This window comes from Vibrio sp. 10N.222.55.C6 (assembly GCF_041473395.1).
GTDB lineage: Bacteria > Pseudomonadota > Gammaproteobacteria > Enterobacterales > Vibrionaceae > Vibrio > Vibrio crassostreae_C.
On the sequence record NZ_JBFRSD010000002.1, the window covers coordinates 242054 to 260713 of the forward strand.

An 18660-nucleotide genomic window follows, 5' to 3' on the forward strand; every position below is an offset into this window, starting at 1 on the left:
CGAGATGCGAGATGCGAGATTGATGTGCTTGTGTAGTAAAAAGCTCAGGCAATAAAAAACGGAGCCTTAAGCTCCGCTTCTTATTGTATTCGCTAATTAAAAATTAACGAGCACGGAAGACGATGCGGCCTTTAGAAAGGTCGTATGGAGTCATCTCAACAGTTACTTTATCACCAGTAAGAATACGGATGTAGTTCTTACGCATTTTACCAGAGATGTGTGCTGTCACTACGTGACCGTTTTCAAGCTCAACACGGAACATTGTGTTTGGTAGAGTATCAAGGACAGTGCCTTGCATCTCGATTACGTCTTCTTTAGCCATCTAATCCTCTTTCGAAATTTGGCGGTTTTCAACGGCTTGATTGTGCCGTTAAAATCAAAATATGTAAAGTTGTCGCGTATTCTACCCTTGCCACCGCTGATTTACTAGCCTTTGATGACGTTGAAATCGTACTTTATAGTTCATCGCAGGGCATTCATCGATTTGATAACCCAAATATAACCATTGTTTTTGTTCTTTCTGGGCATGTTGGATCTGAAATAGAACGCCAAGTGTTCCCATCGAAATGTCTATATCAGGATCGAAGAAGGTATAAAACGCGCTCGTACAGTGAGCCATGATGTCGGTTACGGCGATACCAACCAACTTGTTCTCATCATAGATGTGCATGAACTTTGTAGTAAGCCACTCATTTTTAGAGAATTGTAGAAACTCTTCTTTCTTGGGTGGGTACATGGTTCCCGAACGGTGACGAGCGGTGATATAGCGACTGTATAAGTCAAACCAGTTGTCATCCATCTCATCTTTCAGTTCCCAACGTAGTGATTTTCCTTTGTTAAGGATCCGTCGTTGGCTTTTGGAAAGCTTAACCTCAGGAATTGAAAGCCGAATCGCTTGGCATGCTGAGCAATTATCGCAATGTGGCTTATAAATGGTTGAACCACTGCGGCGAAATCCATTCGCAAGCAGAACTTCATAGTTATCTGAGGTGTGCATGTGTTCGTCAAGCGTGACCGCCACTCTCTCTTCGAAGTGAGGTAAGTAGCTGCAAGCGTGATTGTCTGTTAATCCAATTCTGATTTGTTGTAAATCTGGATTCATTAAGGCATTTCCTTTAGCCATTGGGTTTTAAAGCATGCATCGTCAACGGAGAACTCTTTGAGTAATTGCAGAGAGCCTAGGAATTCATCCCTATCAACCTCGATAGCGCCCAAGGATTCCAAGTGAGGGTTCATGACTTGGCAATCAATCAGTTGTCCGCCGAATCGGGTAAAGTGTTTACAAAAGTACCACAGCGCAATTTTAGAGGCATTGGTCTTTAGGCTGAACATCGATTCACCGCAAAAGACTTGGCCTCTTTGTAAGCCGTAAAGTCCACCGATCAGTTCATCATCTTGCCAAACCTCAACCGAGTGGCAGAAACCTAATGAAGCGAGTTTGCGGTAGGCTGACTGCATGTCGCTGTTTAGCCAGGTTTCTTCTTCGGGTCTTAGTGAAGAGCAATAACCAATTACTCTGTCCGTCGCTTGGTTGATGCTGACTCGGTAATTGTGCTTTCTTTGAAACTTTTTAAGACTTTTTGACGGTTCGAATGTCTTAGGATTAAATACCGCTCGCGGTGCAGGGCTCCACCAAAGTATAGGCTCACTTGGGCCATACCATGGAAATATACCTTGGCTATAAGCGTTTAAAATTCGCATTGGTGATAAATCACCACCGAAGGCGAGCAGACCGTTGGGGTCATCAAGCGCGTCGAAAGGCGAAGGAAACTCTATACTAGTAGTATCAAGTTCGGTTAGGTATATAGTCATAAGTACCGCATTACAGATTAATCACTGACCAAGAGGTCTTTAGGAGTTTTACCATGAAGAAGTTGCTTTGGATTTTACTTGTTTTGCCCATGTTGGCAAATGCAGCTTACAACAGAAACCAAGCTCGACCAGTAAACGAGGTGGTTTATGGTGAGATTGATACGGTCAGATACATCACTCAGCAAGAGATCGTTGAGTCGAAAGCGAATGGTTGGGAAACCTTGTTAGGTGCGGCGATTGGTGGCTTGATTGGTAACCAGTTTGGCGGCGGTACTGGTAAAGAAGTGGCGACAGCTGTAGGTGCAGTAGCAGGTGCGGGTATTGCTCGTAACCGAGGTAACACACAATATAAAGTAGAGTACAAACTGGTCGAGTTATTGGTCAAAACCAAAGACGACAAGTTGGTCAACATTATCCAAGATGTCGATAACTCGATGCTGTTCAACCGAGGCGATGATGTACGAATTCTCTATTTTTCAGATGGTGTTCGAGTTGATCTCGTGTACTAGTATATAAATACGATTGATTGGCTAATTAATCACCGGTTTGGGCCGGATTAGCTCTGGAGTTCGTTGGAAAAGTTCGTTAGTCTGCAAGTACGAAGAATTATTCATCACCCGAAAATAAATACGCACCAGTGACTTCGGGTGGTACAAGGACTATAAGATTTAATGGAAAGCCTTACGTTACAACCAATTCAAAAAGTGAACGGGGAAGTTAACCTACCTGGTTCAAAAAGCGTTTCCAACCGTGCACTTCTTTTGGCTGCACTTTCTACGGGAACCACTCGCCTAACAAACTTGCTAGACAGTGATGATATTCGTCATATGTTGAATGCATTGACTCAGTTAGGTGTTGATTATCAGTTGTCTGCAGACAAAACCGTTTGTGAAGTGACAGGTGTTGGTGGTGCATTTTCAAGTGACAAAGCCCTAGAGCTTTTCTTAGGTAATGCGGGTACGGCGATGCGTCCGTTGGCGGCTGCACTATGTTTAGGTCGCGGTGAATACGTTCTTACTGGTGAGCCTCGTATGAAAGAGCGCCCAATTGGCCACTTAGTAACAGCACTACGAGAAGCCGGTGCCGACGTTGAATATTTAGAGAACGAAAACTACCCGCCATTGAAGATCACAGGTACCGGTTTGAAGAGCGGTACGGTTTCTATCGACGGTTCGATCTCTAGTCAATTTTTGACGGCATTTTTGATGGCTGCGCCTTTAGCTGAAGGTGAAGTGACCATTAAAATTGACGGTGAATTGGTTTCTAAACCTTACATCGATATTACGCTGCACATCATGAAGCAATTTGGTGTGGACGTGATCAATAATGATTACCAAGAGTTTGTGATTCCTACCGGGCAATCTTACTCGGCACCGGGTGATTTCTTGGTTGAAGGTGATGCATCATCTGCGTCATATTTCCTTGCAGCCGCTGCTATCAAAGGTGGTGAGATTAAGGTCACTGGTATTGGTAAAAACAGTATCCAAGGTGATATCCAATTCGCTGATGCGCTTGAGAAAATGGGTGCGGAAATCGAATGGGGTGACGACTACGTTATTTCTCGTTGTGGCGAGCTGAAAGGCATTGATATGGACTATAACCATATCCCAGATGCTGCGATGACTATCGCGACAACCGCATTGTTTGCGAAAGGCACAACGGCAATCCGTAATGTCTACAACTGGCGTGTGAAAGAGACAGACCGCTTGGCTGCAATGGCAACAGAGCTACGCAAAGTCGGCGCTGAAGTGGAAGAGGGTGAAGATTACATTATTGTTAACCCTGTGGCTGAACTGACTCATGCGGCGATTGATACTTACGATGATCACCGTATGGCGATGTGTTTCTCGCTGGTTGCTTTGAGCGATACGCCTGTGACGATTAATGATCCAGGTTGTACGTCAAAGACATTCCCTGATTATTTCGACAAGCTGAAAATGCTAAGTCTATAAAAATGCTTAGTATGTAAAGGTTTAGGAACAAAAAAGCTTGCCTAAGTGGCAAGCTTTTTAATTATTGCTGAATTGTAAATTCTTTCGAAAGGTGGTGCGCTAAGTATTTAAACATGTTAAATACCGCGGTTGTATTCTCTGTCGGCATTCCATTGCTGTCTAAGAAGTATTCACCTTTGAAGACGAGTACATCGTCTTTTTCTACTACGCTGTTTGCGCGCATGCCTTCAATGTAGTCATCATGTGATTGGATAATTTGGTTTGCGATAAGCAGTAAATCAAATTCTGCTATTACTTTCTTTGTCATGAGTTTATCTCTGATAACTGAATATAACGTTGAGTTTATGGTGTCGAACTAGAAATTCAATGATTTCACAACCGATTAAGAGAGTCTTTTCAAACATCCACAATTTATTTTGTGATTTACGGCAAAAATAATTGAATGGGGCTCGCGTTAGATTCGCGGACAAGCTTAGTATGAGCCCGTTTAGACGTAATGCCTGATGAATAGGCTCTTGCAAGTATTCTTAGTGAGTACTTTATAGCTTCTTTATATTGTGACCCTTTTATCTATGAGTCGTCGAATTGTCGAGCGATCAGATCCAATTTTGAAAAAAGCGGTTGATCTTCTAGTAATCTCGCACAATAGTAAAAAAAGAAGCAATGAATTTAGAATATCATGCGTAAAAGCCCACAAGCTAAATTGTTGGTGCTGAAGCATCGTGATTAAGGACGTTAGAGTCAATATGGGTAAATCGCTCGTTATAGTGGAGTCGCCAGCCAAGGCTAAAACTATCAATAAATATCTTGGCAAAGACTTTGTCGTTAAGTCGAGTGTAGGTCACGTACGTGATTTACCAACGGCAGGTCAAAGTACTGGTCAAAAGGCTGCTGCAGTTTCAACCAAGGGTATGAGCCCAGAAGACAAAGCTCGTATCAAGAAAGAAAAAGATCGCAAAGCTCTTATCAAAAAGATGGGTATCAACCCGTATAAAGAGTGGGAAGCGAACTACCAAATCCTACCTGGTAAAGAGAAAGTCGTCGCTGAATTGCAAAAACTGGCTGAGAACGCAGACCATGTTTATCTCGCAACCGATTTGGACCGCGAAGGAGAAGCTATCGCATGGCACCTTCGTGAGATCATCGGTGGCGATGAAACGCGATACAAGCGAGTGGTTTTTAACGAAATCACCAAGAATGCTATTCAACAAGCTTTCGAAACTCCAGGTGAGCTAAATATTGATGGCGTAAACGCACAACAAGCACGACGTTTTATGGACCGTGTTGTTGGCTTTATGGTGTCACCTCTGCTTTGGAAAAAAGTAGCACGAGGCCTGTCCGCTGGCCGTGTTCAATCAGTAGCGGTAAAACTACTGGTAGAGCGTGAGCGCGAGATCAACGCCTTTATCCCTGAAGAGTTCTGGGATGTGCATGCTGATACTAAAACAGCCGAGAAAACCGACTTTAGACTGCAAGTAGCGCAGAAAGACGGTGTTGCGTTTAAACCTGAAAATGAAGCGCAAACACAAGCTGCTGTTAGCGTTTTAGAAAAAGCGCAATACGAAGTATGTAAACGTGAAGACCGCCCAACAAAGAGTAAGCCGTCTGCACCTTACATCACGTCGACGCTGCAACAAGCGGCGAGTACGCGTCTTGGTTATGGCGTAAAGAAAACCATGATGCTGGCTCAACGCCTGTATGAAGCGGGTTACATCACTTATATGCGTACTGACTCAACCAACTTGAGTTCAGAAGCTGTAGAAGCCGCTCGTGAATACATTGGTTCTGAGTACGGCGTGCAATACCTTCCACCTAAAGCACTTGCATACGGCAGCAAAGAGGGCGCTCAAGAGGCCCACGAAGCGATTCGTCCTTCAAGTGTAGATGTTAAGTCGGAAGATCTAAACGGCGTAGACGCAGACGCACACAAGCTTTACTCGCTAATTTGGAATCAATTCGTAGCGTGTCAAATGACGCCAGCTCAATACGATTCAACGACAGTAAGCGTTAAAGCCGATGAGTACACGTTGAAAGCGAAAGGTCGTATCCTTAAATTTGATGGTTGGACTCGTGTTCAGCGTCCAATGGGTAAGAACGAAGATACGATCCTTCCAGCAGTACAGATCGGCGATAAGCTCGATCTGATCGCGCTAGACCCTAAACAGCACTTCACTAAGCCACCGGCTCGTTTCACTGAAGCGGCGCTAGTTAAAGAGCTTGAGAAGCGTGGTATTGGTCGTCCTTCAACATACGCATCAATCATCTCGACGATTCAAGATCGTGGTTATGTAAAAGTTGAACAGCGTCGTTTCTATGCTGAGAAGATGGGTGAAATTGTTACTGACCGTCTAGACGGCAGCTTCAATGACCTAATGAACTACGACTTCACTGCTCGTATGGAGCAGAAGTTGGACCAAATCGCAGAAGGCGAAGCAAGCTGGAAAGGCGTGCTAGATAACTTCTTCGAAGACTTTACTGGCGATTTGGAAAAAGCAGACTTAGACGAAGACGCTGGTGGCATGAAGCCAAATCATATCGTGGAAACCGATATTGAGTGTCCGACTTGTAGCCGTAAAATGGGTATTCGTACTGCTTCGACAGGCGTATTCCTTGGTTGTTCTGGCTATGCACTTCCACCAAAAGAGCGTTGTAAGACAACAATCAATCTTGGTGATGAAGAAGGCATTATCAACGTGCTTGAAGAAGACGTTGAAACAGCAGCACTTCGAGCTAAAAAGCGTTGTCCTATTTGTGAAACGGCAATGGATGCCTATCTAATCGATGATAAGCGTAAGATGCACGTATGTGGTAACAACCCGAACTGTGAAGGTTATGTGGTTGAGCACGGCGAATTTAAAGTGAAAGGCTACGATGGTCCACTTGTTGAGTGTGACAAGTGTGGTTCTGACATGGTTCTGAAGAACGGTCGTTTTGGTAAATACATGGACTGTACGAGTGAAGATTGTAAGAACACTCGTAAGATTCTGAAAAATGGCGAAGTTGCGCCACCAAAAGAAGACCCGGTGCATTTCCCTGAACTTCCGTGTGAAAATTCAGACGCGTACTTTGTTCTTCGTGATGGTGCTTCTGGTCTATTTATGGCTGCGAGCAACTTCCCTAAATCACGTGAAACACGTGCACCATTAGTGGAAGAGCTGGTTCGTTTTAAAGACCGTATCTCACCTAAGTTCCAATACCTAGCATCAGCGCCAGTTGCTGACCCTGATGGTAAGCCGACAGTGGTTCGTTTTAGTCGTAAGACCAAAGAAAACTACGTGCGTACTGAAGTAGATGGAAAACCGTCCGGTTGGACTGCGTTGTACATCGACGGTAAGTGGGAAGTTACGGATAAGCGTAAAAAGCCTAAAGAGAAATAACTGAACGTTATTGATGAAAAAGCAGCCTAATGGCTGCTTTTTTTGATCTCAATATGACTAAATATGCAACTCGTTGACCTGGTGTTTCGTCGGTGGGGATTTATTAAATTCACACCGCGAAATTAATGGCGGCAATTAATCATATCTTCTTATGCAACTTTAACGAAAATGTAACTTAATTAAAATATTGTAACTCACAGATCAGCGTTTAGTTGTATACCTGATGTGTGTCGGGTGTTAATGTAATGTTTCGTCTGGACGGTGTAGTGTGAGCTGCTTTAAGTCTTAGGAAAGCAATCAGCTTACGTACCACAGAATGGCGTATTAAAAATTGAATTCGGCCAAAAAGTCGATAACGTATATAAAACCAAGTGCAAAGAATAGTGCACACATAACAACGTTTGGCTTAGGATATTGTCACTGTATGTGAATGGATATTCGCTAAATACCGAAATAAGTGTTGGTGCTCATCCCCCAGAGGAAGATACCTCTACGAGTACTAACATCGACAAGCTATAGATATATGGAGAATAAAATGGCTGGTGTATTGGGAATGATTCTTGCTGGTGGTGAAGGCTCTCGCTTAAGACCTTTAACTGAATCTCGCAGCAAACCCTCGGTTCCTTTCGGTGGTAGTTACCGCTTAATTGATTTCGCTTTGAACAACTTCGTTAATGCTGATCTAATGAAGATCTACGTATTAACACAATTTAAGTCACAGTCACTGTTCCACCATATGAAAAAAGGCTGGAATATCAGTGGTATAACAGACCGTTTTATCGACCCAATTCCTGCGCAAATGCGTAAAGGAAAGCGTTGGTATGAAGGCACAGCAGATGCTATCTACCAAAACATGGGCTTTATGGAGTTGGAAGAACCTGATCAAGTATGTATTTTTGGTTCAGACCATATTTATAAGATGGACATCAAACAGATGCTTGATTTCCATAAAGAGAAGAAAGCGGCTCTAACAGTATCAGCATTGCGCATGCCGCTTGCTGAAGCATCAGAATTCGGTGTTATTGAGGTTGATGCTGACGGCCGTATGATTGGCTTTGAAGAGAAACCTGCAAATCCGAAGTCGATCCCGGGCGATCCAGAATCAGCGCTCGTTTCAATGGGCAACTACGTGTTCGAAGCGAAAGAGCTTTTTGCTGAACTAACGGAAGATGCTGATAGAGAAGGTTCGACACACGATTTCGGCAAAGACATTATTCCAAACATGTTCCCACGTGGTGACGTGTTTGTTTATGATTTCAGCACCAACCGTATTACTGGTGAGAAAGAAGAAGTTTACTGGCGCGATGTAGGTACGATTGACGCGTACTGGCAAGCGCACATGGACCTTCTTAAGAAAGATGCGCCATTCTCGCTATACAACCGTAAATGGCCTCTACACACTTATTACCCGCCACTACCACCAGCTACGTTTACTGATTCGGCAAATGGTCGAATTCAGATCATTGATAGCCTTGTGTGTAGCGGTAGTTATGTACGTGGTTCGCGTATTGAAAAGAGTGTATTGGGCTTCCGCAGCAATATCGCATCAGCGTGTGATATCAGCGAAAGTATCTTACTCGGTGATGTAAAAGTGGGTGAGGGTTGTATCTTGCGCCGCGTTATCATTGATAAAGATGCAGACATCGCACCGGGTACACAGATTGGTGTGAATCTGACAGAAGACAAAAAGCATTACCACGTATCTGACGATGGTGTTGTAGTGATTTCTAAAGGAGCACGAGTTGGTTACTAAGACTCTCTCGGTACTTTTTGTAGCGTCTGAAGTTGAAGGCTTGATTAAAAGTGGTGGCTTGGCTGATGTAGCCAAGGCACTGCCGAAAGCGTTGCAAACACTCGAACAGGACGTTCGAGTGACTATCCCCGCATATAGAAACATTCCAAACATTGATTCAGCAGAAGTTATTTTATCGACTGAACTCGATCATTGGCCTCATACGGCTTATCAAGTTAAAAAACTGAGCGTAGAAGGCGTTCCAGTTTTTGGTATTGAATGTGCCAAGTATTTCGACCGCCCGGAAATGTACGCAGAAAACAATCAAGCTTATGCTGATAACGGAGAGCGCTTCTCGTTCTTTAGTGCAGCCTGTCTTGATATGCTTCCTAAGCTTGGTTTTCAACCGGATGTCATTCATGCAAATGACTGGCATACTGGTTTCGTTCCTTTCTTGCTTAAATCGCGTTATCAACAACACGATTTCTTTGAAAATACGCGCAGTGTTATCTCGATCCACAATGCGGTTTTCAAAGGTGTGTTCGCATACGATGAACTTCAATTCCTGCCAGAGATGCACAGTTACCATGCGCCTGAAGCTTCAGTGAGTGACACTCATGTCACTATGCTAAGAGCTGGAGTGATGTGTGCGGATAAAGTGAACGCAGTAAGTCCTACCTATGCAGAAGAGTTGAAAACGGAATTAGGTAGCCACGGTATGGCTGCAGAATTCCAACACAGATCTGCTGATCTGTTCGGCATTTTGAATGGGTGTGATTATGGGGCTTGGAATCCGGAAACTGATGCTTTCCTTCCTCGTAAATACAAAGCGACCAAGCACAGCATGGCTCGCGGAAAATCAGCTTGTAAGCAAAAACTGCAACAAGATGTAGGTTTACCCGTTGCCGATTGCGCGGTTTATGGCATGGTTTGTCGCTTGACGAATCAAAAAGGTGTTCATTACTTACTGCCTATCATCGAACAGTTTTTGAAAAATGATCTTCAGATCGTGATTGTCGGTACTGGCGATCCGGTTTTGGCGAGTCAATTGAAAGAGCTATCAGCGCTTCACTCAGATAAGTTCTCGTTCGTAGAAGCGTACAATAATGAACTTGCGCACTTGGTTGAAGCAGGCTCTGATTTCTTCTTGATGCCTTCGGAATTTGAACCGTGTGGCTTAAACCAAATCTACAGCATGGCTTACGGTACTTTGCCGATTGTTCGTTCTGTGGGAGGTTTAAAAGACAGCGTGAATGATTACGATGAAGATCCTGAAGTCGCGACTGGGTTTGCTTTTGAAGAGCCAACACCGCAAGCGTTATTGGCTGTGTTACATCGTTCATTACTGCTTTACGCACAAAACCCATCTGAAATTAAGCGTGTTCAGCTTTATGCGATGCAGCAAGATTTTAGTTGGGAAGATGCGGCTAAAGAATACCTAGCTATGTATCATTCAGCATTTTAACTTGTTGACTTAGCTTTAAAGTTAGCTGGCGAGCAACTGCCGCTCGTACTAAATGAAGGCGCTCTAATTGTAGAGTGCCTTTTGGTTTCCTGGTCAGAGCACATCACGTTTACGAAGACAAAGCTTGCAAACTCATTTTAGTCAGGTAGAAAAGGTGAGGTAGGTATTCACATGACTAATGATAGGTTTGACACTATTATCACTTAAAGTTCTTAATAGCGTGGTATCCTTAGTCATCGCCTCGTGATGAGGCATAGCTCCATTCCAATAATTAAAGCGATAGGTATGTCTGAGAGTTTACTATTTCATAAAACATTTACTCACCCTACGAGCGATGAGTGGGTTGTATTTGTGCATGGCGCAGGAGGCAGTTCCTCCATCTGGTTCAAGCAGATCAAAGCGTATAAACAGCATTTCAACTTACTTCTCATTGATCTGAGAGGGCACGGTAAATCAGACAATATACTTAAAGGGCTGATTTCGAATCGTTATACGTTCAAATCGGTGACGCTTGATATTCTTAAAGTGTTAGACCATCTTAAGATCCGTTCTGCACATTTCGTTGGCATGTCTTTGGGCACGATTATTGTGCGTAACGTTGCCGAACTGGCGGCTGGCCGTGTACGTTCAATGGTACTGGGTGGCGCTGTCACCAAGCTAAACACTCGCTCTCAAGTGTTAATCAAGTTGGGTAACCTCAGCAAGCACATCATTCCTTACATGTGGTTATACAGCCTTTTTGCTTATGTTGTGATGCCACAAAAAAGCCAAAAAGAGTCTCGTCACCTTTTTATCCGCGAAGCCAAAAAACTGTGCCAGAAAGAATTTAAACGCTGGTTTATCTTAACGGCTGATGTAAACCCCTTGATGAAATATTTTAAAGATAGAGAGCTACCAATACCGACTCTTTATTTGATGGGTGAACGTGACTACATGTTTATTAAGCCTGTAAAAGAAATGGTTGCAGCGCATGAATCGAGTGAGCTAGTAGAAATCCCGAATTGTGGACACGTGTGTAACGTGGAAAACCCTGAAGAGTTTAATCAGCGTTCGATTGCGTTTATTCAAAAACAAATTCAGTGATTTTCTAGGCGTGAAATCAAAGATGATGAGTTAATCGAATTGAAATAAAAACGGGAAGCTAACTTTAGCTTCCCGTTTTTAATTGGAGGAGGTATCTGACCGAATCGTTCTATCAGGTCACTGAAACCCTGCTATTCAGGTGAGGCAGCACCGCACTGCCAGCAAGAGCCGAATTGCGCTTCGTTGACTTCATGACACTCACCACAACGCCACTCTTCATAGATGATCGAATCTTGCTGCTTTTGGTAGTCATTGACGAGCATGCGAGCTTTACTGGCCAATTCTGGCTCATATAACCATACGTAAGGGTCAGTTTCTTCAGTGAATGGGATTTCCCCCTTTAATCCGAACAACCCCTCACCACGGACTTCACAGGCAATATTCTCGCTTTCTAACAATCCACAGATGATATGAGCTTCTGTCGGATTCGATGCACTGAAGATTTTCATTGAAATAGAACCTTATTCGGCTATCTGTGTTGTTTAGATATTATAAACTATTCTGCTATATACATTATTCAGCTACGGGTGCTGAGCGAAACTTACCCATCAACCATTTAGCCACTATTGGGAATATCCCCAATAATGCAAATGACAATAGTACTGAAGGGGAGACGATGCCCGAAAGTGAATCAATTTCTGCGAGCTGAGTACCAGCATTCAAGAAAACCGCCGTCCCCGGTAACATCCCGATTTGACTCGTAATGTAGTAACGACTCACTGACATCGATGTTAGACCCATCAATAGGTTGATAAGGAAAAATGGGAATACAGGAATCAGACGCAGAGAAAACAGGTAAAATGCGCCGTCTTTTTCAACCCCCTTGTTAATCGTCGCCAATTTGTCACCAAACTTGGTTTGAATCCAGTCACGCAACAGGTAACGGCTACTTAAGAAAGCTAAGGTCGCACCGATCGCACTTGCGAAAGATACCAGTAGCAAGCTGTTCCAGAAGCCAAATAGCGCGGCCCCTAATAAGGTTACAACAGCGGCACCAGGAATGGAGAAAGCCGTAATCATGACATACGCGACAAAATAGATAGCGGCAGCCGCAATAAAGTTGCTGTCAATGTAGTCATTTAACACAGCTTGTTGGGCCTTAGCATTTTCAAGCGTTAAGTACTGGCCGAAATTGATGCCTAACAAGACGATGGTTACGACCAACACAATACCCAATATCATTTTCTTACTCATTGATACTTCCTCTAAATTTTCAATGCATACCGATAGTATAGATAGACAGGCAAAGCATAGATTAACTTTCACCAGATATAAAAAAAGCCGCAGTAAATGCGGCTTAGTTATGTATATAGATTGCACTGACAATGTTAATTGACGCGATTGATAAGCTCTTCGCGACGCTGCTGCGGTATAACAGACCAATGTGTACCATTAATCGCGCCTTCTAGCGCCCAAAGTAGTTCAATACTGACAGAAGACGCATGCGATTCTTTGATGGCGTTAAATGCGTTTACAGAGCCAGATTCATATAAACGTTCTACAGAATCGATCCCTGCCTTTTTCAACATACGCTCGGTAGCGAGTCGAAGATTAGGCAGATCTTTGAGTCGGGTCGGCTTAGCAGAAGACTGCTCAGCTTTTTCTTCTTTAGCAAAACCTAGAGACGTGGTTGCAAGCTGCAAGATTTTCTCTTGGTCTTGCCAGAGGCCTTCAGGTAAAGCGAAATATTTAGTAACGACAGGGAAACCACGTTTTTTGTAGACGTACGGTTGAAACCCTTGTTGTTCGAATTGTTTAGTTGTGCCTTTGTCTGCGCGTATGTGCAACTGGTCATTTACAACCAGAGCAAACATAGTGTCATCAGCAAAAAGACCGAAGCCACCAAACATTGAGCGTGATTTTATTTTTCCTAGGGACTCAAATAACTTCATCGAGTCCTTTAGTATCGGTTTATCCATGTTATTTATCTCGGTGTATTTGAACTACGCCACCAAATAAGCAGGTCCGAGAGATTAGCAAAATGTTGCAATTAAATTGTCAATAAGCTGTAAATTACTAAATTATTAGTAGTTACTGCATTTTGCCATCGGTAACCCCGCTACCATACCAACGAGTGGTTTAGGCCGGAAGCTTTGCGTCTCACTCTTTCGAGTGGTTTGCCCTGTGCGTGACTGATTGAATAGAATAAAGTTTTTGTTGAATGAAGCTCACACTTGATATTTCAAAATGTGATACTGCTTCAATTAATGATCTTTCATTTATGCATAAGGGTTCATTATAGTTGCTGATAAAAAAAGCGCACCTAAAGGTGCGCTTGATGAAATTAAACTCGAATTATCAATTAATTTAACGTCTTAACTGTACTTCGTTCAACAATTTCAGGGTGCATTTCGAAGACGCGTTTTTCGTGGTCTTTGTCTTTGATGCGCTCCAATAGAATTTCGAATGCATTCTTACCAACACGACGTTTTGGTTGGTGAACTGTCGTTAACGGCGGAGAGAAGTATTCAGCGAGTTCGATGTTGTCGTAACCGATCACTGAGATATCTTCAGGAATGCGGATGCCTTTTTCTTGCAGTCGGCTCATTAAGCCGAGTGCCATTGTGTCGTTAAAGCAGAATACCGCCGTTGGACGATCTTCCATCTCAACGATTTGTTCTGCAGCAAGAACAGCCGTATCACACTCAAAGTTGCCTTCGATGATCATATTTTCATCAGCAGAAATCTTTGCTTCGTTCAGTGCGCGCTTGTAACCGGCAATACGTTCAACACATGCTGCTTTGTCTAAGTGGCCACTTAAACATGCAATCTTAGAGTGACCGCGTTCAATAAGGTATTTGGTCGCTAGGTAGCCACCTTCTTCTGAGTTATCGATGATCTTATCAGCCTGAGAGCTCTCAGGGCCCCAGTCCATGATAACTTTAGGGATGTCAGCGTGACGGTCTAACATCTCTCTTAGTTCTTCAGTTAGGTCAGAACACATAACTAAGATGCCATCTACACGTTTCTCTGCAAGCATTCGAATGTAGTCACGTTGCTTCTCATAGATGCCGCCCGTATTACACAGGATCAAAGTGTAACCTTGACGGTAGCAGTAGCTCTCAACACCATCGATAACTTCAGAGAAGAATAGATTAGTTGATTGAGTCACTAGCATGCCGATGGTGCGTGTTGTATTACACTTCAAGCTACGAGCAACAGCACTTGGTGCATAGTTCAGTTCATCTACGGCTTTGTTTACTTTTTCTTGCGTTGCTTCTGCAACAAAGCGAGTTTTATTGATTACGTGAGAAACGGTTGTTGTTGATACGCCGGCTAAGCGAGCGACATCTTTTATAGTGGCCATGGTTTTATCCTATTAGAAGCTACTTTCCCAAAGTACGGAATAAAGTAGCCGTTAAGCTACCTAACTAAGAGCTTAAATTTGTAGGGCTCTTTGGGTACTAAAAGTGCTAAAAAACAAAAAACCGCTATTGAGCGGCTTGTCTTAACACCGAAATGCTCAAAACTATAATAAGCATAGCATTTCGTGAATGTTTCATATTTTATCGTTTGCGGTCACAATTTTAGACTGACTAGAAATTACTCGCAATAAAATTCACCCGGAAATCCGGGTGAATTGTCACATTCTTCTGAATTTATTTAACGAGTCATCCAATAAGCTATTCACCAGCTAAATATTGAGTGTCTAATTGACAGAATGCGAGTAGCAACGATGAGACGGAGGCGTAGAAACCGAATTCATCAACGTCATGACATTTCACGTTGAACTTTGGTAACCAAGTCAGCAGTTGTTGTTCGATAAACTGCTGTTGAGCGGCAAATGAATTCTCTAGTTCTTCTTCAATATTCGTTTCGTTTGAACGAATGATCAAGTTACCAAGGAAATCGAGTTCGATAGCAATGTGGTCTGCTGGCTCTTTTAGATCTTGGTTCACAACTAAGTTGTGCTTAGCCATGATCTCTTCCATATCTTTTGCTGGCTTATCATTCAAAAGGCCAGTTTCGCCGATATACATTGAAGCGTAAGGAAGAGCGCCGTGCTTATCTGTCTTTAAGAAAAGATCGCAAAAGTCTGCAGACAGTTCTAGCTGAGCATCTTCACGAGTTTGTAGGCGGTTCAGCGCATCCACTAACTTATCAATCGCTGGCTTTAGTGTCTCATTTTCGCCTAAACCAGTTAGGAAAGAACGAATTTCAACAGAGTGGTAGTGATCGAGTTCTTCTTGAGTGAGCTCTTTGGCAAATAAGCTTGATAGCCACCAGTATATTTCTGCTCTTTGCTCGTTGAACGCTTTCGTATCTTTCATTTGTTAGATCCTGACTTAGTCTTGTGATGTTGCTTATATGCATCTTGAAGTCACTTGGGCATAAGCACACCAAGGCTGAATAACAAGGTTATTTGCGAAACGCAAAGTTACTCGTTAGTAGTAATGCCTATATTGAATTGCGATGGACGATAAATAGCAAGGTTTAAGATTGTCTTGTATCAAAAAAAATCCATGTTTCTGGCTTTTATCTTCTGTACCACTAGAATTGTTACTAGTTATGAATAGAATAGTCACTGAAACTATTAAATAAGAAAAGTGGTGTAGATGAGCTATCACGTATTAGTCGTAGAAGATGATGTGGTAACCCGCAGTAAACTGGTTGGATACTTCCAGAACGAGGGTTACACAGTGAGCGAAGCAGAAAGCGGCGCTCAAATGAGAAACGTGTTAGAAGAAAACAACGTTGACCTCATTATGCTGGACATCAACTTACCAGGCGAAGATGGATTGATGCTAACTCGCGAATTACGCAGTCAATCAGACATTGGAATTATTTTAGTTACTGGACGCACGGATAGCATCGACAAGATCGTAGGCCTTGAAATGGGCGCTGACGATTACGTTACTAAACCCTTCGAACTTCGCGAGTTATTAGTTCGAGTTAAAAACCTACTTTGGCGTATCTCTGCTGCTCGTAAAACAGCAGCGGGCGCTGTAGAAGAAACATCAGATGAGTCTGTGGTTCGTTTTGGTGAGTGGACATTTGATATCCCTCGTCGTGCGTTAAGCAAGAACGGCGAACCAGTGAAACTGACCAAAGCAGAATACGAACTGCTAGTGGCTTTGTCTTCTTACCCTAATCAAGTATTAAGCCGCGAACGTATTTTGAATATGATTAGCCACCGAGTGGACGCGCCTAATGACCGTACTATCGACGTATTGATTCGTCGTATGCGTGCAAAAATGGAGTTCGATCCTAAGAACCCACAAATCTTTGTGACGGTACACGGTGAAGGTTACATGTTCGCTGGTGATTGATTTCCTTCGGGAGTGATTAATCAACAACGACATTTAAACGTAAAAAGCCGAGACATCATTGATGTCTCGGCTTTTTTATTACTTAGCTTTTATTGTTAACGACCAGAAAATCTATAAATATTTGGCGACTCGTCTGCTCATATGAGTTTAAAGATTCAATAGGGTTACTGAGGCTGGGCCGCAGAAACGTCACCGTCATCTTCAACTAAGCTGGAAGCTTCTGGAATAACCGGCTCTTCAACAATGTCATTGCTTGTATCTAGCCAATCACGCAGGCTTTGCCAAACTAATCCCATAGTTTCGTGCCAGTATCGCTCAGTCTGCTCAAGGTAAAGAGCTTTTGGCAGGTACTTGTTCCAAGGCTCAACTATACCTTCTTGTGCAAGGTAGTTAGTTGGTGCCGGCAGTGGTTTCATTCCAGCAGCATTGAATTCGTTCAGTGCGCGAGTCATATGGCTCGCTGAAGTCACCAACACCATTCTTTTATTCTTAACGAACGCAGCGGCTTGGCGGGCTTCTTCCCAAGTGTCTTTTGCGGTTTCAAGCAGAATGATGTTGGGCTTTGCTACGCCAAGTGCTAAAGCCACTTTAGCCATCATTCTTGCGTTACTTACTTCAGTGCCTGCGCCATAGCCAGACAAAATGAGTTTTGCACCAGGGTAGAGGCGTAGAATACGAATCCCTTCACTTAAACGCATCAGGCCGGTGCGGCTAAGTTCTGATGTCGGTGGAATTTGGTCGTCTACGACGTGACCACTTCCAAGAACCATCACGTAATCGACGGTTTCATCGACAGGTAAAAATGCGGTGTGTTGCCTTTCCATTGGCATTAAAAGTTGACTAGAAACTGGCTGGAAAGCGATTAGGAAAATACCACATAGGGCTGAGAGGGTGATTAGGCAACCAGTCTTCCTTTTGGTAGTAAACATCACTAGGGCTAAACCCAGAAAAGCGAGAATTAACATTGCTGGCAGTGGCATCAATAGCGAAGACACTACTTTTTTCAGCTCAAACATATCCGAATAGTCCGAAAAAACATCACTTAGTAGTAAAAAGAGACATCGCCTCTTTATTCCTGAAATTCCTGTGACAGAATAGCAGGCACGATAGGACATAATAACTCAAGTAGCCGTGACTGAAGACCGTAATTTCGACGATATTGCCCACAAATTTGCAAAAAATATTTACGGCTCTGACAAAGGAGAGATCCGTCAGATCATCGTATGGGAAGATTTAGAACAAGCTTTGAGCAAGTTTGAGCAATCAGCTTCGCCGCTGCATGTGCTTGATGCTGGAGGCGGCCTTGCGCAGATGTCGCAAAAAATTGCGTCGCTTGGGCATAACGTTTCTCTGTGTGATCTCTCTTCTGAAATGCTGAAGCTCGCCGAAGAAAGTATCAGCGAAGCGGGTTTGCTAGAGCAATATCGATTTATTCATTCACCGGTACAAAAAGTCGCAGAACATCTCGATGAGAAAGTCGATTTTGTGATGTTTCATGCCGTAATGGAATGGTTAGCCGATCCTAAAGAGGCGCTTGATTTATTGCTTGAACAAGTTAAGCCAGGTGGTGTTGCCTCGATAATGTTTTACAACCACCACGGATTAGTCCTGAAAAATGTGATTTGTGGCAACATTCCTCATGTATTGAATGGGATGCCACATCGAAAACGGTTTAAGCTGCAACCACAAAAAGGCTTGAAGCCGGAAGAGGTTTATCAATGGATAGAAGACGCTGGTCTAGAAATCTGTGGTAAATCAGGCATTCGCTCTTTCAGTGACTACATAGGTAATATGGAGTACATGGGCGATTACCAATTTGAAGATGTATTGGAACTGGAAAAACAGCTATGTCGCCAAGAGCCATATCTGTCACTAGGCCGTTATATTCACGTTTGGGCTCAAAAACCTGCGCAATAACAGCGGTGAATGTGGTAAAAGAAGCCACAACATGCGCTATGCAATCGTAAGA

At 43.2% G+C, this 18660-nt stretch carries 18 protein-coding genes and 1 riboswitch; of the genes, 8 read left to right on the top strand and 10 right to left on the bottom strand.

Going from position 1 to position 18660, the window contains the following annotated elements; translation table 11 throughout:
- Positions 1–103 precede the first annotated feature (103 nt).
- From infA to aat, 3 genes are all read right to left on the bottom strand, one after another.
- Positions 104–322, bottom strand: coding sequence for a translation initiation factor IF-1 (infA, locus tag AB4486_RS02785; protein ID WP_001040192.1), 219 nt, complete (start codon positions 320–322; stop codon positions 104–106).
- Between the two features lie 81 nt (positions 323–403).
- The gene (locus tag AB4486_RS02790; protein ID WP_065585123.1) at positions 404–1102 is read right to left on the bottom strand and encodes an arginyltransferase; all 699 of its coding nucleotides are present in this window, start codon (positions 1100–1102) and stop codon (positions 404–406) included.
- Entirely contained in the window at positions 1102–1812 is a 711-nt protein-coding gene (gene aat, locus AB4486_RS02795; RefSeq protein ID WP_372116428.1) for a leucyl/phenylalanyl-tRNA--protein transferase, read from the bottom strand. The genes AB4486_RS02790 and aat overlap by 1 nt, the downstream gene beginning before the upstream one ends.
- A 53-nt stretch (positions 1813–1865) precedes the next feature.
- Between aat and AB4486_RS02800 the strand changes: the two genes are divergently transcribed.
- Positions 1866–2321, top strand: coding sequence for a glycine zipper 2TM domain-containing protein (locus AB4486_RS02800; protein WP_004736438.1), 456 nt, complete (start codon positions 1866–1868; stop codon positions 2319–2321).
- A 162-nt stretch (positions 2322–2483) separates the two neighbouring features.
- Complete coding sequence (gene aroA, locus AB4486_RS02805) at positions 2484–3764, top strand: 3-phosphoshikimate 1-carboxyvinyltransferase (protein ID WP_017062105.1); 1281 nt, start codon at positions 2484–2486, stop codon at positions 3762–3764.
- A 61-nt stretch (positions 3765–3825) separates the two neighbouring features.
- Here aroA and AB4486_RS02810 read toward each other — a convergent pair whose 3' ends face one another.
- The gene (locus tag AB4486_RS02810; RefSeq protein WP_017062104.1) at positions 3826–4071 is read right to left on the bottom strand and encodes a YciN family protein; all 246 of its coding nucleotides are present in this window, start codon (positions 4069–4071) and stop codon (positions 3826–3828) included.
- Positions 4072–4510: 439 nt separating this feature from the next.
- Here AB4486_RS02810 and topA point away from each other — a divergent pair, with 439 nt between their 5' ends.
- From topA to AB4486_RS02830, 4 genes are all read left to right on the top strand, one after another.
- Positions 4511–7141 (top strand): type I DNA topoisomerase, encoded by a 2631-nt coding sequence (topA, locus tag AB4486_RS02815; protein WP_372116430.1) that lies wholly within the window; start codon positions 4511–4513, stop codon positions 7139–7141.
- Positions 7142–7664: 523 nt separating this feature from the next.
- On the top strand, positions 7665–8894 hold the full coding sequence (gene glgC / locus AB4486_RS02820; RefSeq protein ID WP_080582251.1) for a glucose-1-phosphate adenylyltransferase: 1230 nt from the start codon (positions 7665–7667) through the stop codon (positions 8892–8894).
- The gene (gene glgA, locus AB4486_RS02825) at positions 8884–10338 is read left to right on the top strand and encodes a glycogen synthase GlgA (RefSeq protein ID WP_372116432.1); all 1455 of its coding nucleotides are present in this window, start codon (positions 8884–8886) and stop codon (positions 10336–10338) included. The genes glgC and glgA overlap by 11 nt, the downstream gene beginning before the upstream one ends.
- A 285-nt stretch (positions 10339–10623) precedes the next feature.
- Positions 10624–11421: an alpha/beta fold hydrolase gene (locus AB4486_RS02830; RefSeq protein ID WP_017062100.1), complete on the top strand. Its 798-nt coding sequence runs from the start codon at positions 10624–10626 to the stop codon at positions 11419–11421.
- Positions 11422–11552: 131 nt separating this feature from the next.
- On the opposite strand, the gene AB4486_RS02835 is transcribed toward AB4486_RS02830, so the two are convergent.
- From AB4486_RS02835 to torD, 5 genes are all read right to left on the bottom strand, one after another.
- Complete coding sequence (locus AB4486_RS02835) at positions 11553–11870, bottom strand: DUF2007 domain-containing protein (RefSeq protein ID WP_017062099.1); 318 nt, start codon at positions 11868–11870, stop codon at positions 11553–11555.
- A 64-nt stretch (positions 11871–11934) separates the two neighbouring features.
- The gene (locus AB4486_RS02840; RefSeq protein WP_372116434.1) at positions 11935–12615 is read right to left on the bottom strand and encodes a TVP38/TMEM64 family protein; all 681 of its coding nucleotides are present in this window, start codon (positions 12613–12615) and stop codon (positions 11935–11937) included.
- 134 nt (positions 12616–12749) lie between these two features.
- Positions 12750–13340: a TfoX/Sxy family DNA transformation protein gene (locus tag AB4486_RS02845; RefSeq protein WP_019820997.1), complete on the bottom strand. Its 591-nt coding sequence runs from the start codon at positions 13338–13340 to the stop codon at positions 12750–12752.
- Positions 13341–13467: 127 nt separating this feature from the next.
- Positions 13468–13553: riboswitch (cyclic di-GMP riboswitch) on the bottom strand.
- A 170-nt stretch (positions 13554–13723) separates the two neighbouring features.
- Positions 13724–14728 (bottom strand): HTH-type transcriptional repressor PurR, encoded by a 1005-nt coding sequence (gene purR, locus AB4486_RS02850; protein ID WP_017062096.1) that lies wholly within the window; start codon positions 14726–14728, stop codon positions 13724–13726.
- A 316-nt stretch (positions 14729–15044) separates the two neighbouring features.
- Positions 15045–15692 (bottom strand): molecular chaperone TorD, encoded by a 648-nt coding sequence (torD, locus tag AB4486_RS02855; RefSeq protein WP_017062095.1) that lies wholly within the window; start codon positions 15690–15692, stop codon positions 15045–15047.
- Positions 15693–15977: 285 nt separating this feature from the next.
- Here torD and torR point away from each other — a divergent pair, with 285 nt between their 5' ends.
- Positions 15978–16691 (top strand): two-component system response regulator TorR, encoded by a 714-nt coding sequence (gene torR / locus AB4486_RS02860; protein WP_017067841.1) that lies wholly within the window; start codon positions 15978–15980, stop codon positions 16689–16691.
- Positions 16692–16855: 164 nt separating this feature from the next.
- Here torR and elyC read toward each other — a convergent pair whose 3' ends face one another.
- Positions 16856–17707 carry an envelope biogenesis factor ElyC gene (gene elyC / locus AB4486_RS02865; RefSeq protein ID WP_017067525.1) on the bottom strand — a complete coding sequence of 284 codons (852 nt, stop codon included), beginning with the start codon at positions 17705–17707 and terminating at the stop codon, positions 16856–16858.
- A gap of 115 nt (positions 17708–17822) precedes the next feature.
- On the opposite strand from elyC, the gene cmoM reads away from it, so the two are divergent.
- Positions 17823–18608: a tRNA uridine 5-oxyacetic acid(34) methyltransferase CmoM gene (cmoM, locus tag AB4486_RS02870; RefSeq protein ID WP_017063509.1), complete on the top strand. Its 786-nt coding sequence runs from the start codon at positions 17823–17825 to the stop codon at positions 18606–18608.
- Positions 18609–18660 lie beyond the last annotated feature (52 nt).

Excerpts from the sequence above, each read along its gene's own strand:
- infA (WP_001040192.1), bottom strand. The coding sequence starts at position 322 with ATGGCTAAAGAAGACGTAATCGAGATGCAAGGCACTGTCCTTGATACT.
- AB4486_RS02790 (WP_065585123.1), bottom strand. The coding sequence starts at position 1,102 with ATGAATCCAGATTTACAACAAATCAGAATTGGATTAACAGACAATCAC.
- aat (WP_372116428.1), bottom strand. The coding sequence starts at position 1,812 with ATGACTATATACCTAACCGAACTTGATACTACTAGTATAGAGTTTCCT.
- AB4486_RS02800 (WP_004736438.1), top strand. The coding sequence starts at position 1,866 with ATGAAGAAGTTGCTTTGGATTTTACTTGTTTTGCCCATGTTGGCAAAT.
- aroA (WP_017062105.1), top strand. The coding sequence starts at position 2,484 with ATGGAAAGCCTTACGTTACAACCAATTCAAAAAGTGAACGGGGAAGTT.
- AB4486_RS02810 (WP_017062104.1), bottom strand. The coding sequence starts at position 4,071 with ATGACAAAGAAAGTAATAGCAGAATTTGATTTACTGCTTATCGCAAAC.
- topA (WP_372116430.1), top strand. The coding sequence starts at position 4,511 with ATGGGTAAATCGCTCGTTATAGTGGAGTCGCCAGCCAAGGCTAAAACT.
- glgC (WP_080582251.1), top strand. The coding sequence starts at position 7,665 with ATGGAGAATAAAATGGCTGGTGTATTGGGAATGATTCTTGCTGGTGGT.
- AB4486_RS02830 (WP_017062100.1), top strand. The coding sequence starts at position 10,624 with ATGTCTGAGAGTTTACTATTTCATAAAACATTTACTCACCCTACGAGC.
- AB4486_RS02835 (WP_017062099.1), bottom strand. The coding sequence starts at position 11,870 with ATGAAAATCTTCAGTGCATCGAATCCGACAGAAGCTCATATCATCTGT.
- AB4486_RS02840 (WP_372116434.1), bottom strand. The coding sequence starts at position 12,615 with ATGAGTAAGAAAATGATATTGGGTATTGTGTTGGTCGTAACCATCGTC.
- AB4486_RS02845 (WP_019820997.1), bottom strand. The coding sequence starts at position 13,340 with ATGGATAAACCGATACTAAAGGACTCGATGAAGTTATTTGAGTCCCTA.
- purR (WP_017062096.1), bottom strand. The coding sequence starts at position 14,728 with ATGGCCACTATAAAAGATGTCGCTCGCTTAGCCGGCGTATCAACAACA.
- torD (WP_017062095.1), bottom strand. The coding sequence starts at position 15,692 with ATGAAAGATACGAAAGCGTTCAACGAGCAAAGAGCAGAAATATACTGG.
- torR (WP_017067841.1), top strand. The coding sequence starts at position 15,978 with ATGAGCTATCACGTATTAGTCGTAGAAGATGATGTGGTAACCCGCAGT.
- elyC (WP_017067525.1), bottom strand. The coding sequence starts at position 17,707 with ATGTTTGAGCTGAAAAAAGTAGTGTCTTCGCTATTGATGCCACTGCCA.